We start from the raw sequence: 17,045 nt of genomic DNA on the forward strand, positions 1-17,045 counted from the left end.
GCTGTGTGGAACCACCCGATCCCATCCCGAACTCGGAAGTGAAACGCACATGCGCCGATGGTAGTGTGGCCTAAGCCATGCAAGAGTAGGTCATCGCCAGGGGCTTTACCCTAAAACGCCGCAACCATCAGGTTGCGGCGTTTTTCTTTGCGCGCGTTTTAACCCCGCAGTAAGCCGGCACTTAATCCCAGGCCATTAACTCCAGCGCCTGTTTCGATTCCGGACCTTAATCGCCGCCGCCGCCTCCGTAGGAGCGACGTCAGTCGCGACCGCGAGACCCGCCGAAACAACAACGCCGACACCGTCCATCCAAGCGGCGTCCTGTCGCAGGCATGCCGACATCCGCGGCTTCGCATTTCCGGACTCGAACCACCACACAGGCTTATCTCGTATTCTCCGAGCATTGAGGAGGTGCTGTTGCGCCATCTGCGACGCATCGATGCGAACATCGAATTTCCAGGCCGCCGTAACGGTCTCTTGCGGGAATATATGGATGGAGCGGTTAAGGTTTGTATCGCTAGATAGGCGTCTGATTCCGACGACTTTTCTATTCGGAATGTCGGTTGTGCTGTTGGGCATGAGCCTTTCGGTCCAAGCTGCGGCGGCCGTTGGTCAAGCTCCTGCCGTGACTTTGGCGCCTCTGGATTGCATGGCGCGCGGCCTGACACCGCCCGATGCTCAGAATCGCTTGGCGGTTTCCTTGCCGTTCTATCAGCCAAGCCTCGATCGTTCGCAGGTCGACAGTGTCGTTCGCAATTGGCAGCAAAACGCCATTGTTCCTCCCGAAAATGGCTTAACTCTTTGGAGCTATTGGAACGATCAGCCCGGCGCAGAAGGCCCTCTGTCGCCGGTCGGCTGGAACATCAGTGATTTCACTGGATTCGCTCCGCAAGGCCCTTTAGTCCAGGTGCAGCGAGGACGCCAGAATTCTTACGGAAAATCGGGCGTGCAGTTCGACGGCCGCCGCGCCGGAATGTGGATGAGCTCGCAAGATCCCGATTTCCGTTTGTTCAATGGGGCAGGGTCGATAAACGTCGGCTGCTGGTATTACTCCGCGCCGCTTCCTCGGTTATTTGCTTCTCCCGATCACCAACTCGATGTGTCTTTCGACATCGGCATAGGTTTCGATGATTCGACCCCAAATGAAGTAGCTCAGGCGTACTTCGCACTGATCGCACGCAACCGGCAGGCAGATTGCCAAGCGCCGAGGCAGTGCGAGTTCACCCTCGCAGTCGAGGTCTATACGCGCGATCCAAAGTACGCCACGGAGGAGAGGGTGCATTCCGATCACACCGGCACGCTGCAGAACCTAATCGCACAGACGGGGCTGGATTCGGCGAACTGGCTGACCCTCATGGGAGACTCGATCCATCATCAGACCCAGCCATTCGACTCCAATCGGGTGCATTTCAGGATTTCCCCGGCGCAATTTCGCAGAGTGTTGCAATCGGTCGCCACATCCGTGCACAACGATCCGAACCTGGTGCCTTCGCTGGAGCCGGCCGATTACGATCTGACCCTGTTGAACGTCATTGGCGAAATCAATGTTGTCTCTACGGCCGGCCATTCCCGGCTCGGTATGAACGTCAGCAATCTCCGCGTTACCTCAGTGATCGGACATCAAGCCATGGGTGCACCATGGGGGCATGTCGGTGAGGGTTCAGGGGTCGTATTCCGCAATAGCGACAACTCGATCCAACTGTTCAAGGGCGAGATCGGTCAAGGCGCAGCGAATAAGACCGTACTCTCGGCAGGCCCGGCGCTGGGCGATCCAGTGGGGCACTTCGCGGCCGCCGCACCGCGCGTGGTCTATCGCGATAACAATCGCGCTATCCGAGAAATCTTTCGCTACAACGGTCAATGGACTGAGTGGAATCTCTCGGCCGCGCTCGGCGCAGCGCAGGCCTATTCCGATCCGCGGACCTTCGTAGATAGCGAGGGCCTGCCGCATGTCGTCTATCGCGATATGGCTGGGGACATTCACGAGTTTTATATGGATGCCGGCGGCTGGCACCGGACGAATCTTTCGACCGAGAGCGTGCCTGCTCGGCCGCGGCCTGCATTGGGCGCGATGGCCTACGTCGCCAACGGAGCACCTCGAATCGTGTTTCGCACGGTCGACAATGGCATAGGTGAGCTCTATTACCAGAATGGACAATGGCGACAATGGGACATGACGGCGCTGGCCGGCCCAGGCGCATTCGTACAGTCCGATCCACAGGGTTTTGCCGATATTGGTGGTCTACCGCGTATCGTGTATCTGGATTCGGCGGGGCATCTGCACGAACTGAGAGGCGGCAGCGGTGGATGGACCCATACCGATATCTCTCAGTTGACCGGAGCTCCGAAAGGCATGGGCAACCCGATGGGGTTTGTCGCCGGTAATGCAGCGCGTGTGGTATATCGAGGCGAGGATGGTCGCATTCTCGAACTGGTCGACTGGAATGGCCAATGGTTGCTCAACGATCTCAGCGCCACCCGCGGTGCATTGAAAGCGAATGCGGATCCGATGGGCTTTGTCGACGCGAAAGGGGTCGCCCGGATCGTATATCGCGGCTATGACGACACGCGAAAAGTGCAGGACGATGAGAACATGCTGCATGAGCTGTTCTATAGCGGTCAATGGCTGCATCGTGATTTATAAAGGGGGCGGGCGCTTTGCGGATGGCGGCGCCCTCATGCACACGAGTACGCGATAGCCCACCGACTTTGGGCGGATGTCGCCGGCAACAAAAGCGCGTTAGACTTCGGCCGGGTCACCCATCAGCGATTCGCGCGTCGAGCCACACGTGCCCGGCGACGCCTCTGGATCGCAAGGAGAAGCACGATGAAGTTCACAATCACCGGCAAGGTCCGCCGCTAAGTCGGCGCTTGCGGTACCGGGCGATGCCCGGGCCGCCTCTGGCTGAACGACCGCCGTTCCGGGCCTTCATGGCCCTGGATCGCTCGCGTTCGTCCGCCGCCTAACTCCCGTCATCCGATCCGGCGCATCGGCGCCGCTCGTCCTCGCATCGCTGTTTCCGCGCCTGTCTCGGCTCGGAGAACGCGGCGCGCACGGGAGTCTTTCCAAGTTCAAACAAGGCTCAACGCCATGATGATTTTTCGTTGGTTCGAATCGTTGATCGACCCGTTCCGGCCGGCGCCGGAGACGATGCCGCCGAGCACCGTCACCGGGTTCTACCGGCATTTCATAAAACAGGCCTGGCCGGTGTTCGCAGTGCTGACGGTGGTCGGCTTCCTGGTCGCGATCGTCGAGGTCGCGATGTTCGACTACCTCGGTCGCGTCATCGACCTGGTCAACACCACGCCGAGCAAGGACCTGTTCGCGCAGCACGGCGGTGAGTTGCTGTGGATGGCCGTGGTAATGCTGTTGGCGCGGCCGCTGTTCCTCGGCTTGCACGATTTGCTGCTCAATCAGACCGTGCACCCGAGCATGACGAATCTGGTGCGTTGGCAGACCCACCGTTACATGCTCAAGCAAAGCCTCAGCTTCTTCCAGAACGACTTTGCCGGCCGTGTCGCGAATCGGATCATGCAGACCGGCCCGTCCTTGCGCGAGTCCACGACCCAGGCGTTCGACGCGATCTGGTACGTGATCGTGTACTCGGCGTCGGCGATCTACTTGTTCGCGCAGGCGGACGTTTGGCTGGTGTTGCCGTTGGCGGTGTGGATCGTGGCGTACATCGGTCTGCTGCGTTACTTCGTGCCTCGGGTGAAGCTGCGTTCGTGGCGGGCGTCGGATGCGCGTTCCAAGTTGATGGGGCGCATCGTCGACGGCTACTCGAACATCGCCACGCTCAAGCTGTTCGCACACTCGCGGCGCGAAGAGGAATACGTGGCCGAAGCGATGATCGAGCAGACCCAGCGGTCACGCGACATGACTCGCATGACCACGCTGATGGGCGTGAGCATCACCACACTCAACGGTCTGCTGATCGTCGGCACCACCGGTCTGGCCCTGTGGCTGTGGCACCAAGGCGCGATCACGGTCGGTGCGATCGCTTTGGCGACCGGTCTGGTGATCCGCATCCACAACATGTCGGGCTGGATCATGTGGACGATCAACGGCATCTTCGAAGACATCGGCACGGTACAGGACGGCATCGAGACGATCTCGCGGCCGCTGACCGTGGTCGATCGCAGCGATGCTGGCGCTCTGCAGGTTAGCGACGGCAGCGTGCGATTCGAGAACGTGCACTTCCACTACGGACAGAACAGCGGTTTGATCGCCGACCTGGACCTGATGGTGAAACCCGGCGAGAAGATCGGCCTGGTCGGGCCGTCGGGCGCGGGCAAGTCGACGTTGATGAATATCCTGCTGCGTCTGTACGACCTCGAAGGAGGCCGCATCCTGATCGATGGCCAGGACATCGCCGGCGTGACCCAGGAAAGCCTGCGTTCGCAGATCGGCGTGGTCACCCAGGACACCTCGCTGCTGCATCGTTCGATTCGCGACAACCTGCTGTACGGCCGTCCCGATGCGAGCGAAGCGGAGATGGCCGAGGCGGCGAGTCAGGCACGTGCGGACGAGTTCATTCCTCGCTTGGTCGATGGCGAGGGGCGGGTCGGTTACGAAGCCTTGGTCGGCGAACGCGGCGTCAAACTGTCGGGCGGTCAACGGCAGCGGATCGCGATCGCGCGCGTGCTGCTCAAGAACGCGCCGATCCTGATTCTCGATGAGGCGACTTCGGCGCTGGATTCCGAGGCCGAAGCGGCGATCCAGGACAGTCTGGACACCTTGATGACCGGCAAGACGGTGATAGCGATCGCCCATCGTTTGTCGACGATCGCGCGGATGGATCGGTTGGTGGTGATGGACAAGGGCCGCATCATCGAGACCGGTACGCATGAGGAACTGATTGCCCGCGACGGGTTGTATGCGCGCCTGTGGAAGCGGCAGACCGGCGGGTTCGTCGCGGTCGATTGATGATTGAGGTAAGAGGAGGCGCCCTCACCCCAAACCCTCTCCCGCTCGCGGGAGAGGGGCTGTCTTCGGCTGTACCTGCGCATTCGAGGCTTACGACGCACCCATGAACGTTCTAGCCGTTAGAACAACGATCCGGTGGTGCCTCGCCCGTCGTCGTCGCTCTGCTCGCGTGGTTTGCGGCCCCAGCCACCGACGCCGGAAGAGCGGTGCATCGGCGACGGGCCTGGCGGCGGCAAAGGTTTGCCGGGGTTTTCGCGCGCTTCGCGATGGGCGTGCTCGGCCATGACGTTGAACTCGCGCAGCCGTCGCAACCACAGCTCGTTCATGCTCGGATCGGGCACCAGGGCCGTGGCGCCGAGGTCGGCTTCGGCGGATTCTTCGGGAATATGGCTGAAGGGGATGCGCATCGGCGCCGCGCCCTGGGCGAGTGCGTCCTGCATCGCGCCGAAATACAGGCGGTTATTGCCGTAGCGCTGATTGACCTGGTCGAGCACGCGGGTCAGCGCCTGTCTGCGCCCGCGTTCGACGAACAGCGAGCCGCTGTCGGCGGCGTTGGGCTGCAGGTCGATCAAGGACACCGCGACCGACAAAGGCGGGAAACGTTTGACGTTCCACCGCCCGTTGGCGGCGCCGCGCATCAGCGGTTCCAGCGCTTCGGCCATGAGTTGCAGCAGGGTCGGGGTGTCGTCGAGCGCGGCGAACGACAGATTGCGGCTGAAGCGTTGTTCCCTGCCGGCGAAGCGCACGTGCAGGCTCATCCCGCGCGCCTGGCAACGCTCGCCGCGCATCCGCATCGCCGCCTTCGCGAGCAGTTTGAACAGCACCGAGCGCATGCTGTCGGCGCTGCGCATCTGCGGGTCCAGCACGTGCGAATGACCGACCGAACCGACCACCTTGCGCTGCCGCGACGTCGGTTCGATGCCGCGCAACTGCGCCCAGAAACGTTCGCCTTCGACCCCGCCCCAGACCGCGCGCAAATGTTCGCGCGGTGCGGCGGTCAGTTGCTCGACGGTGTCGATGCCGGCATCGCGCAGGCGCTGCAGCATCGACGGGCCGACACCGCACAGATCCTGCAGTTCCAGCCCGTGCAGCGCCTGCGGCAGATCGCCCAGCTCGACCACGGTCAGGCCGTCGACCTTCTGCATGTCGGAGGCGGTCTTGGCCAGGAAGGTGTTCGGGGCGATGCCGATCGAGCAGCGGATCGCCGGAGCGAGCCCGCGATCGATCAAGGTCTGCTTGATCCGGTGGGCGATCGCGATGGCGTTGTCGCGTTGGCGTTCGCGGCCGATCAGGCGGCAGGCGACTTCGTCGATCGACAGCGGTTCGCCGTCGATCGGAATGCAATCCTGGATCGCCGCGATCAAACGGTGATGCAGATCGACGTAGCGCGCCGGGCGCGCTTCGACGATGGCGATATCGGGGCAGCGCGCCATCGCTTCGTGCACCGGCGTGCCGGTCTTGATGCCGTGGACCTTGGCCTCGCGGCTGGCGGCGATGCAGCAGGTGGTGGCCGCCAATACCGGCACCACGCCGACCGGACGGCCGCGCAATTCCTCGCGGTCGAATTGCTCGACCGAGGCGAAGTAGGAATTGAAGTCGACGAACAGGCAGCGCAGGGTCATGGCGGCGGGCCGGCATGGGGGGCGGTATTGCGCCGCGCAAGCGACCGCCCGGGATGCGCCGGGCGGGCGGTGCGGACGACCTGCCGATTTTGGCGTCAGGTCGTCTCGTCTACTGAGAGACGTTCTAAATCAGTGATTTACAGAACGATCGGCGGCTCGCCGCCGACGATGACGATGTCGGCCGGGCGGCGCGCGAACAGGCCGACGCTGACCACGCCCGGGATCTGGTTGATCGCCGATTCCATCGCCACCGGGTCGGTGATCGCCAGGCCGTGGATGTCGAGGATGAGGTTGCCGTTGTCGGTGACCACGCCGGCGCCGTTGGCGTCCTGACGCCACACCGGCTGGCCGCGGGTCATCGCCAGGATCTCGCGCGCGACCAGGCTGCGTGCCATCGGCACGACCTCGACCGGCAGCGGGAACTTGCCGAGCACGTCGACGCGCTTGGCCGGATCGACGATGCAGACGAACTTCGCGCTGGCCTCGGCGATGATCTTCTCGCGGGTGAGCGCGGCGCCGCCGCCCTTGATCAGGCGTTTGTGCGGATCGCATTCGTCGGCGCCGTCGACGTACAACGACAGCGGGCCGGTCGCGTTGAGGTCGAGCACTTCGATGCCGAGCGCCTGCAGGCGCGCGGTGCTCTGTTCGGAGCTCGACACCGCGCCCTTGATGCGCTCCTTGTGCCGGCCCAGGGCCTCGATGAAAAAGGCGACGGTGGAACCGGTGCCTACGCCGACGATCATGCCGTCTTCGATGTAGTCGATGGCTTTTTCGCCGGCCAGGCGTTTGGCTTCAGTCATTGGGGTGGGAATCGGGAATGGGGAATAGGGAATCGGATAAGCAAGCAGTGCGAGGAGTCTGGGAGGAGCGAGGGACGCTTTTACGATTCCCTATTCTCCATTCCCGATTCCCGTCACTCCATCGACAACAACACCTTCCATTGCGCCGCCGTCACCGGCAGCACCGAGAGGCGGTTGCCGCGGCGGGTCAGGGCGAAGTCCTCGCCGAGGTCGTCGGCGCGGGCCTTGATTTCGTCGAGCGGGATGACCCGCTCGAACTTGCGTTCGAAGGCGACGTCGACCAGCAGCCAGCGCGGGTCTTCGCGCGAGCTCTTGCCGTCGTAGTAGTCGGACTTGGCGTCGAACTGGGTCGGGTCCGGGTAGGCTTCGCTGGCGATCGTGGCGAGGCCGGCGATGCCGGGCACGGCGGTGTTGGAGTGATAGAACAACACGCCATCGCCGACCTTCATGCCGTCGCGCATGAAATTGCGCGCCTGATAATTGCGCACGCCGTTCCAGGGTTCGGTACGGACGCGTTGCAGATCGTCGATGGAAAACGTGTCCGGTTCGGACTTCATCAGCCAGTAGCGGCGGCGTGCGGTCATGCGGTGCTCAACGGTCAGACGAACAGGGGGGAACGGCAGTCCAGAGTCTGGACTTCCGTACAGACCGCATCGAGCGCTACGTCCCAATCGGCGTTGTCGAGCGCATCGATGCGTTGCAGTTCGAACGCGGCGCCGGCCAGCCACGGCGGGGCCGGGCTGCGTTGGCGGAACGCGAAGCTGCGATCGTACCAGCCGCCTCCCATGCCGAGCCGGTGGCCGCGCGGATCGAAGCCGACCAGCGGCAGCACGACCAGACTCATCTGTTCAGGCTCGAGCAGCGAGCTGGGACTGACGTCGGGCTCGGGGATGCCGAAGCGGTTGCCGACCAGGGCATCGCCCGGGCGCCACGGGGCGAAGCGCAGGCGTTGGTCTTCGTGCAGCACCGGCAGGCAGTACACACAGCCCGGCGGCAGGCGCAGCTGCCAGGCATGCAGGGCGATTTCGCCGTCCATGGCCCAATAACCGGCGACATAGCCGGTGGCGGGCGCGAACGGCAGCGCCAACAGGCGGGCGGCCAGGGATTCGGCGGCGGCGATGCGCGCGGGGGCGGCGAGATTGCGGCGTTGCGCGCGCAGTTCGCGGCGCAGCGTCGTACGGTCAACCGTCATTCGGCGCGGGGTCCTGGGGGAAAACGGAAGCGCGGGCGCTCCGGACAAGGCAACGGGCGCGAATCACTTTCGTGACGTCGCGCCCGTTCCGGGATGAGTAGTCCTCCGCCAATGTCGATGCGTGCGAAACGACCTTGAACCCGGGGTTCAAGTGGGAACGCTTGGGGATCTTCGGGCTTCCCGCTGCGAGGCGGACTTGCACTCCGGATTCCCGTTGCGCCCCCGTGGTCGTAATTAAGGGACAAGGCGAATGTTTGCGCACGCCGTCGAGCACAGCAGAGGACGTGCGCGGAGTATAGCGCGCGCATCGCTCGCAGCGGGCCCGCTCGTCGGCGACGCTGCGTTGCGGTTCATGCGCTTGATCGATCCGCGAGCGCGGATGAACGGGGCTGGATGAGACAAACGCCAAGCGGCAACGCCCGATGCGACAATGCTCGAAGTCACAAAAAACCGCTTGCGCCAAGGCTTTTGCGGCGAAGGGCGAGCCGCCCAGATTCAGCGGTTCAGCGGATCGCGGCGTCGAACAGGCTGTCGAGCTTGCGATGCAGTTCGTCGAGGGTGCGCGAGATTTCGCGGTCGCGATGGTCGCCGTCGCCGCGCAGCTGTTGCAGTTCGTGGGCGAAGTTGAGCGCGGCGAGCACGGCGACGCGGTCGAGCGCGGCCATGCGGTTGCTGCCGCGGATTTCGCGCATCTTGCTGTCGAGCATGCGCGCGGCGGCGAGCAGGTCGTCGCGTTCGGACGGCTCGCAGCCGACGGTGTATTCGCGGTCGAGCAGGCGGATGCTGACGGCTTCGCTGGTCGTGCTCATCGGTTCGGATTCACGTGTGCTGCTCCAGCGACTTCAGTCGCGCGATCATGGCCTCGACGCGGGTGCGGGCCTGCTCGTTCTTGGCCAGCAGCGCCGAGCGCTCGCCGACCAGTTGTTCCTGCTGTTGACGCAGGCTGCGGTTCTCTTCGCTGAGACGACGCACGCGATCGCCGAGTTCGTCGACGCGGGTCAGCAGCGACTGCAATTCGGTGATGAGTTCGGTGCGATCCATCCCGGCACGATGGCAGGCCGGGGCGGGGGCGGTCAAGGCGCTACCGGGAATCGGCAATCGCGAGTCGGGAATCGGTCAGGCGTCGGGTCGATGGCGGCTCTGGGGGCGGGGTGAGGGCCTGCCGGGCGACGGCAGCGCGGAGGGGCGGTGCAGCGCGGTCGCGGCCTGCGCCGCCACTGCCCCACTGGCCAGGAAGCCCGCTCTTGCGCTCCCGCTCCCCGACTTCCGATTGCCGATTCCCGATTCCCGATTCCCGGCCGTCTCAGCGCGCCGCGCGCACGCTCAGCGGCGGCTGCCATTGCTGGATGAACGCCAGGCAGTCGTCGGCTTCGAGCGGCCGGGCCAGCCAATAGCCCTGGATCTCGTCGCAACCGTGGGCCAGCAGGAACTCCATCTGCTCTTCCAGCTCCACGCCCTCGGCGACCACGTTCAGGCCCAGCGAGTGGGCCATGGTGATGACCGTGCTGGTGATCGCCTCGTCGTCGGGGTCGCGGGTCAGGTCGCCGATGAATTCCTTGTCGATCTTCAAGGTATTGATCGGCAGGCGCTTGAGGTAGGCGAGCGAGGAGTAGCCGGTGCCGAAGTCGTCGACCGCCAGGGCCACGCCGAGCTCGCGCAGCGCCTGCATGGTGTTGGAGGTGTGCGCGGCGTTGGCCATGATCACGCTTTCGGTCAGCTCCAGCTCGAGCCGCCACGGCGGGATGCCGCTTTCGCTGAGGGCGCGCGCGACCATCTTGGGCAGGTCGCCGCGCAACAGCTGGATCGCCGAGACGTTGACCGAGATCGACAACTGGTCGAGCCCTTGCTGGCGCCACTGGCGCAGGCGGCTGCAGGCCTCGCGCATCGCCCATTCGCCGATTTCCAGGATCAGGCCGCTTTCCTCGGCCAGCGGAATGAACTGCGAGGGCGGGATGTTGCCGTACTCGGCGCTGTTCCAGCGCAGCAGGGCCTCGACCCCGGTGATGCGCGCCTCCGGCAGCGACAGGCGCGGCTGGAACACCAGGCGCAGTTCGTTGCGGTCCAGGACCTTGCGCAAGGCCGCCGAGATCGTCGCGCGTTGGCGGATCTCGATGTCCATCGCCTCGGTGTAGCGCATGAAGGTGCGCCGACCGGCGGCCTTGGCCTGATACATCGCGGTGTCGGCGTGCTTGAGCAGGTCGGTCGGGACCTGGGCGTGGTCCGGATAGAGGCTGATGCCGATCGACGGCGAGATCGCGACGTCGTGGCGTTCGTCGAAATCCAGCGGCGCCTCGAAGGCCTTGATCAGGCGGCGGGCGACGTCTTCGGCCTGTTCCGGCGTTTCCAGGTTTTCCAGCACGACGGTGAATTCGTCGCCGCCCAAGCGGGCGACGGTGTGCTCGGCGCCGACGGTTTCCTGCAGGCGCACCGCGGCGGCGCGCAGGATGCGGTCGCCGGCGGCGTGGCCGAGCGAGTCGTTGATGTCCTTGAAGCGGTCCAGATCGAGGAACAGCAAGGCGATGCGATGGCCGTGGCGGCGCGCCCGCACGATCGCCCGCGACAGCCGCTCCGACAGCAGGGTGCGGTTGGGCAGGCTGGTCAGGGTGTCGTAGTTGGCCAGGTAGCGCAGTTCCTGCTCGGCGCGCTTCTGGTCGGTGATGTCGGTCAGCACGGCGACGTAGTGGCCGCGCTGGCCGCTGCTGTCGAGCACGATGCTGGCCTGCAGCCAGCACAGGAATTCGTTGCCGTCCTTGCGCTGCTGCCAGATCTCGCCGGACCAGCGGCCGCTGCGCTGCAACTCGTCGCGCATGTCGCTGTAGAACTCGGGATCGTGCTGGCGGCTGTCGAGCAGGCCGGTGGTCTGGCCGATCACTTCGTTCTCGGGGTAGCCGGTCATGCGCGAGAACGCCGGGTTGATCGAGACGAACACGAAGTCGCGGTCGAACACCGCCACCGCCTCGGCCATCGAGCGCAGCACCTCGCTGGAAATGCGCCGTTCGCGTTCGGCGCTGCGCACCGCGGTGACGTCGCGGCCGGTGCCCGCGACGCGCACCGGCAGGCCCTCGGCGTCGCGTTCGACGACCCGGCCGCGGGCCCGGACCCAGCCCCACTCGCCCTTCGGCGTGCGCATGCGGTGTTCGGACAGGAACAGCGCGGCGTCGCCCTTGAGGTGCTTGCGCAGCAGTTCGGTGACGCGGCCGAGGTCGTCGGGATGGATCTCGTGGTCGTCGGCGATGTCGGCCTGCACGCCGATCTCCGGCGACTGCGGGTTGTGGTCGTCGACGCGCATGCGGTGCAGCTCGCGCCGCTTCAGGTCGTAGTCCCAGAACTGCTCGCCGGACGCCCACAGCGCCAGCTTGAGGCGTTCTTCGCGTTCGCGGATCTGGGCGAAGTAACCGCGTTCGCGCTGGCGGGCGACGTGCCAGCGCCAGCCGAAGCTCAGGGCCAGGCCGAGCGCGGCCAACGCCGCCAGTGCGATCGCCAGCGGATGCCGCCACAGCGGCGGCTCGACGTTGACCGGGATGCGCAGTTCCTGGGTATTCCAGACTCCGTCGCGGTTGGTCGATTGGGCGCGGAAGACATACCGGCCGGGCGGCAGGCGGGTGTAGGTGATGTCCTGGCGCGGGCCGTTGTCGATCCAGTCGCGGTCGAAACCGTCCATGCGGTAGCGATAGCGGATGCCGCTGTTCGGGCCGAAGTCGAGGGCGCCGATGCGCAGGCGCAGGATGCCGGCGTCGTTGGGAATCTCCAGCCGGGTCGACTGCCACAGCGTGCTCGAACCGGCGCTGGTGTCGGAACCGATCCAGGCCCCGAGCAGGCGCACCGGCGGGGTGTAGCGCGAGTCGGCGATGCGCGCCGGGTCGAACACGTTGAGGCCGCGCACGCCGCCGAAGGCGATGCGGCCGTCGGCGAGGATGTCGACCGCGCCGGCGTTGAACTCCAGGTCCTGCAGGCCGTCGGCCAGGCCGTAACGGCGCACCAGCGAGGCGCCGCTGTCGAAGCGCAGGATGCCGGCGTCGGTGCCGAGCCAGAGGCGGCCGGCCGGACGTTCGGCGATCGAGAACACCACCGGCACCGGGTGGTCGCCGAGCACTTCGGCCAGCGGGTGGTCGAAGCGGATGCGGCCGTCGCTGTGTTCGACCACCCGGCTCAGGCCGGCCTGGGTGCCGACCCAGATCGAGCCGTCGGCGGACTGGTGCACGGCACGGACGAAGTTGCCCGGCAGGCTGTCGGCCTCGTCGGTGGCATGGCGGTAGTGGCGCAGGTAGCCGGTGGCCGGGTCGAGCAAGTCCAGGCCGTCGCCGGTGCCGAACCAGACCCGGCCCTTGGTGTCTTCGAGCACGGCGTTGACGCGCGGATGGCTCAGGCCCTTTGAATCGCCTTCGCGATAGGCGTAGCGGACCAGGGCGCCGGTCTCGGGCAGGTAGTGCAGGGCGCCGATGTCGTCGCTGCCGAGCCAGAGGCTGCCGTCGCGGGCGAAGGCCAGCGAACGCAGGGCGACGTCGCGGTAGCCGCGCAGGTCGATGCTCTCGACCCGGCGGGTGGCCGGGTCCAGGCGCAGCAGGCCCTGGCCGGTGGCGAGCCAGAGCCGGGTCGGCGGCAGCGAGGCCGGCGGATTCGGGTTGTCGGCTTCGGGGCAGGGTTCGCGGGCGATCGCGGCGATGCGGCGGGCGCCGGCGTTGGCCGGCAGCAGCGCGGTCATGTCCTGGAAGCGGTCGGCGCCCAGGTCGTAGCGGCGCAGATGGCCGTTGTCGGTGCCGATCCAGATCGCGCCGAGGTCGTCCTGGGCCAGGCTGCGGATGCTGGCGTCGGAGGCGCCGGCGCCGGTGCGGTCCTCGTCGAGGTCGAGGACGTAGCTGAAGCGGGTGCCGCGCGGGTCGGCGACGGCGACGCCGCGGTATTGGCCGCCGGCCCAGAGCAGGCCGCCGTGGTCGATCATCAACGCTTCGATGGTGTCCTCGGGCAGGGTCGCCTCGACACCGGGCTCGGCATGCACACGCTGGGAGTGGCCGGTCTCGGGGTCGTGGCGGTACAGGCCGTTGCCGAAACCGGAGATCCAGATCCGCTGGTCCGGCGCTTCGATCAGGGCGCGCGCATCGCGCAGCGTCGCCAAGGCCTCGTCCTCGACCTTGACCAGGATGCCGGTGTGGCCGTCGAGCCGGTACAGGCCGTCGACGCCGCCGGCCCAAAGCCGGCCGCGCCGGTCGATCAACACGCTGCGCAGCACCTGGGCGGCGCCGATGCGTTCGATCTTGCCGCTCGGCAGGATCCGGTACAGGCCGGCCGCGCTGGCGAACCAGGCGGTGCCGTCGCGGGCGAGGGCGAGTTCCTGCCAGGGCGATTGCCGGCTTAGTTCGCCGGGCAGGGCCAGCAGCAGCTCGCGCGCGCCGCTGCGCGGGTCCATGCGCTCAAGGCCGGCCAGGGTGCCGATCAGCAGCGAGTCGCGCCATGGCAACAGCGAGACGATCTGGCGCCCGGCCTGCGAATCCGGCGGTTCGTAGCGGTGGATGGCGCCGCTGGCCAGGTCGAGCCGGGCCAGGTATTCGGAATGGGTGCCGATCCAGATCGCGCGCTGGCCGTCGAGGGCGAGCGCGGTGACGTAGCTGTCGGGCAGGCTGGCCGGATCGCGCGGGTCGTGCCGATAGGGCACGTAGCGCTGGCCGTCGTAGCGGTGCAGGCCGCCCTGGGTGCCGACCCAAATGAAGCCGTGCGCGTCCTGGGTGAAGGCGGTGACCGAGTTCTGGCTGAGCCCGAGCTCGCTGCCCAGGCGCGAGAAGTAGAAGTCGCGCGTGGCCGCATCGGCACGCTGGGGCAGCGCCGCCATGCACAGGAGCAGGGCGATCAGACCGGCAGTCAGCAGGGCGACAGGGGAAGAGGAACGCACGGACACCGTGGCGTGAAGCGCAACAGCCCGCAGTTTAGGCAGGCGCCCGTTGCGGCAACAAGCACTACGGACTCGAATCGCCAGACAGGACAGGATCCTGCGGGTTTCTTCACGCCGCCTGCATTCGCCCGGCATTGCTAAACTGCGGCAACCCTCACGACTTGATGCCTGTGGCCGCGATCGAACTGCCCCTGTTGTCCGATGTCGATGCCGAGAGCCGCACGCTCTCGCTCGGCGCTTCCGCTTCCGAACTGCACGGCGCCTTGTGCGGCTGGCTCGCCGGCGGCGGCGCCTCGGTGCGCGACTGGCCGGCGCGCGTGCTGGCCGACCCGACCGTCGCGACGCCGGCCGAGAACGGCGCGCTGGATCGCCTGCGCAGCGCCAGCGCCTCGCAGCTCGGCGATCGCAGCTTCGGTTTCGATCTGCTGCTGCCCGATAGCGAAGCGCCCTTGTCCGAGCGCAGCGGCGCCTTGTTCGACTGGTGCCGCGGTTTCCTCGGCGGTTTCGGCCTCGCCGCCGGCGAGGCCGCCTCGCTGTCGGAGGAAAGCCGCGAGGCGCTCGGCGACCTGGCCCGCCTGGCCGCGGCCTCGCCGCAGGACGACGGCGACGAGGACGACGAAGAGGCCTTGACCGAGATCGAGGAGTTCGTGCGCATCGTCGCGCTGTTGTTGCATGGCGACGTGGCGATGGCGGCGCAGCACCGCCACCGGTTGAACTGACATGAACGCCGCGTTGTCGATGCCGGCCAAGGCCTATGTGCGCCGGCGCAAGCAGTTGATGACGATGGCCGGCGACGACGCGATCGTGATCGTGCCGTCGGCCAACGAGCACATCCGCAGCCGCGATACCCACTACCCGTTCCGCCAGGACTCCGACCTCAGCTACCTGACCGGCTTCCCGGAACCCGAGTCGGTGCTGGTGCTGGTGCCGGGCCGGCGCCATGGCGAGACCTTGCTGTTCTGCCGCGAGCGCGACCGCGAACGCGAAGCCTGGGACGGCCCGCGCTACGGCCCGGAAGGCGCGGTCGAGGCCTTCGGTCTCGACGATGCCTATCCGATCGCCGACCTCGACGACATCCTGCCGGGCCTGCTCGAAGGGCGCTCGCGTGTGTATTACCACTTCGGCCGCGACGCCGAGTTCGATCTCAAGCTGATCGGCTGGCTCAACCGCGTGCGTGCGATGGTGCGCCAGGGCGCGCAGCCGCCGCACGAATTCCTCGAGCTGGGCCATCTGCTCGACGAGTTGCGTCTGTTCAAGGACCGCGACGAGGTGCGCTTCATGCAGCGCGCCGCCGACATCAGCGTGCTCGCCCACGAAGCGGCGATGCGCGCGGCGCAGCCCGGCGTGCGCGAGTACGAGCTGCAAGCCGAAATCGAATGCGTGTTCCGCCGCCACGACGCCGAGCCCGCCTATGGCAGCATCGTCGGCGCCGGCAGCAATGCCTGCGTGCTGCACTATCGCGCCAACAGTGCGGCTTCGCGGGACGGCGACCTGGTCTTGGTCGACGCCGGCGCCGAGTACCGCGGTTACGCCGCCGACATCACCCGTACGTTTCCGGTCAACGGCCGTTTCAGCGCGCCGCAACGCGCCTTGCACGATCTGGTCGGCGCCGCCCAGGCCGCGGCCCTGGCACAGGCGCGCCCCGGTGTGGCCTACGAGGCCGGGCACCTGGCTGCGGTCGAAACCCTGACCGAGGGCCTGCTGCAACTCGGCTTGCTCAAAGGCAAGCTGGAAAAGAACCTGGCCGAAGGTCATTACAAGCGCTTCTATCGGCACAAGACCGGGCACTGGCTGGGCATGGACGTGCACGACGTCGGCGAATACCGCCTCGACGGCGAGTCGCGCCTGCTCGAACCGGGCATGGTGTTCACCATCGAGCCCGGGCTGTACGTGTCGCCCGACGACAGCAGCGTCGACCCGAAGTGGCGCGGCATCGGCATCCGCACCGAAGACGACGTGCTGATCACCAAGGACGGCCATCAGGTGCTGACCGACCGGCTCGCGCGCAGCGCCGACGAGATCGAGGCCTTGATGGCGCGGTGAGCGCTGTCGCCACGAATCTATCCCTGTAGGAGCGACGTAAGTCGCGACAAGGGACGCGCAGAGATGACGTGGCCACCGTCATTCGTCGAAGCGGCGCTCGCTCGCCAGGGTAGGAGCGGCGCGAGACGCGACCGCCATGTCCCAATGTCGCGTCGTCTTCGGGTGTGCCCCTGTAGGGGCGACGTGAGTCGCAACCGCGACCTCGCACTATCGCGTCGATTCTGGCCGCACCCTGGTCAGGGTAGGAGCGGCGCAAGCCGCGACAACGTCGTGTCGGTCTCGCGACGCAATGCTCAAGCAGAATCAAGATCTGGATCAAACGCCAAAAGCTTCCGCCACTAAAGCGGCGGGTTACTTTCTTTTGTCATAAGCAACAAAAGTCCGTCTGGATTCCCTTCGGTCAAAGGTAACCAAAGAAGTTGCTTTGTTTTGAATCACGGGCCCGCACGATCGATGCATACGCAGGGCTCTACATGCGGGACATCCCTGTCCCGATGAAAAACGGCCCGCATCCATGCGGGCCGCCCTCCGGGTCTTCTGTTGCCTTCGCTAGTGCCAAGCTGCGCACAGCAATAGC

General features: G+C 66.1%; 11 protein-coding genes, 1 rRNA gene and 1 other RNA gene. 5 read left to right on the forward strand and 8 right to left on the reverse strand.

The window, feature by feature from the left end; all coding sequences use genetic code 11:
* The 3 genes from rrf to LC490_RS23685 form a co-directional block, all read left to right on the forward strand.
* Positions 1 to 102 (forward strand): 5S ribosomal RNA (gene rrf, locus LC490_RS23675); the annotation flags it as partial.
* Between the two features lie 454 nt (positions 103 to 556).
* Complete coding sequence (locus tag LC490_RS23680; RefSeq protein ID WP_223621840.1) at positions 557 to 2,644, forward strand: hypothetical protein; 2,088 nt, start codon at positions 557 to 559, stop codon at positions 2,642 to 2,644.
* Between the two features lie 453 nt (positions 2,645 to 3,097).
* Positions 3,098 to 4,927 (forward strand): ABC transporter ATP-binding protein, encoded by a 1,830-nt coding sequence (locus LC490_RS23685; protein ID WP_223621862.1) that lies wholly within the window; start codon positions 3,098 to 3,100, stop codon positions 4,925 to 4,927.
* Positions 4,928 to 5,046: 119 nt separating this feature from the next.
* On the opposite strand, the gene LC490_RS23690 is transcribed toward LC490_RS23685, so the two are convergent.
* The 8 genes from LC490_RS23690 to LC490_RS23725 form a co-directional block, all read right to left on the reverse strand.
* On the reverse strand, positions 5,047 to 6,549 hold the full coding sequence (locus LC490_RS23690; protein ID WP_223621841.1) for a hypothetical protein: 1,503 nt from the start codon (positions 6,547 to 6,549) through the stop codon (positions 5,047 to 5,049).
* 137 nt (positions 6,550 to 6,686) lie between these two features.
* Entirely contained in the window at positions 6,687 to 7,349 is a 663-nt protein-coding gene (rpiA, locus tag LC490_RS23695; protein ID WP_031373967.1) for a ribose-5-phosphate isomerase RpiA, read from the reverse strand.
* Between the two features lie 113 nt (positions 7,350 to 7,462).
* Complete coding sequence (locus LC490_RS23700; protein ID WP_031373968.1) at positions 7,463 to 7,933, reverse strand: EVE domain-containing protein; 471 nt, start codon at positions 7,931 to 7,933, stop codon at positions 7,463 to 7,465.
* Between the two features lie 14 nt (positions 7,934 to 7,947).
* Positions 7,948 to 8,541, reverse strand: coding sequence for a 5-formyltetrahydrofolate cyclo-ligase (locus tag LC490_RS23705; protein ID WP_223621842.1), 594 nt, complete (start codon positions 8,539 to 8,541; stop codon positions 7,948 to 7,950).
* 98 nt (positions 8,542 to 8,639) lie between these two features.
* Positions 8,640 to 8,826, reverse strand: a non-coding RNA gene (gene ssrS, locus LC490_RS23710) — 6S RNA.
* A 218-nt stretch (positions 8,827 to 9,044) separates the two neighbouring features.
* Positions 9,045 to 9,350, reverse strand: a complete 306-nt coding sequence (locus tag LC490_RS23715; protein ID WP_031373970.1) for a cell division protein ZapA — start codon at positions 9,348 to 9,350, stop codon at positions 9,045 to 9,047.
* Positions 9,351 to 9,360: 10 nt separating this feature from the next.
* The gene (locus LC490_RS23720) at positions 9,361 to 9,582 is read right to left on the reverse strand and encodes a TIGR02449 family protein (RefSeq protein WP_031373971.1); all 222 of its coding nucleotides are present in this window, start codon (positions 9,580 to 9,582) and stop codon (positions 9,361 to 9,363) included.
* Between the two features lie 262 nt (positions 9,583 to 9,844).
* Positions 9,845 to 14,425, reverse strand: a complete 4,581-nt coding sequence (locus LC490_RS23725; RefSeq protein ID WP_161786159.1) for an EAL domain-containing protein — start codon at positions 14,423 to 14,425, stop codon at positions 9,845 to 9,847.
* 179 nt (positions 14,426 to 14,604) lie between these two features.
* On the opposite strand from LC490_RS23725, the gene LC490_RS23730 reads away from it, so the two are divergent.
* The gene (locus LC490_RS23730) at positions 14,605 to 15,144 is read left to right on the forward strand and encodes a UPF0149 family protein (protein ID WP_031373973.1); all 540 of its coding nucleotides are present in this window, start codon (positions 14,605 to 14,607) and stop codon (positions 15,142 to 15,144) included.
* A gap of 1 nt (position 15,145) precedes the next feature.
* On the forward strand, positions 15,146 to 16,468 hold the full coding sequence (locus tag LC490_RS23735) for an aminopeptidase P N-terminal domain-containing protein (RefSeq protein ID WP_223621843.1): 1,323 nt from the start codon (positions 15,146 to 15,148) through the stop codon (positions 16,466 to 16,468).
* Positions 16,469 to 17,045: the final 577 nt, after the last annotated feature.

This window comes from Lysobacter sp. ESA13C, assembly GCF_019970005.1.
GTDB classification, from domain to species: domain Bacteria; phylum Pseudomonadota; class Gammaproteobacteria; order Xanthomonadales; family Xanthomonadaceae; genus Lysobacter; species Lysobacter antibioticus_B.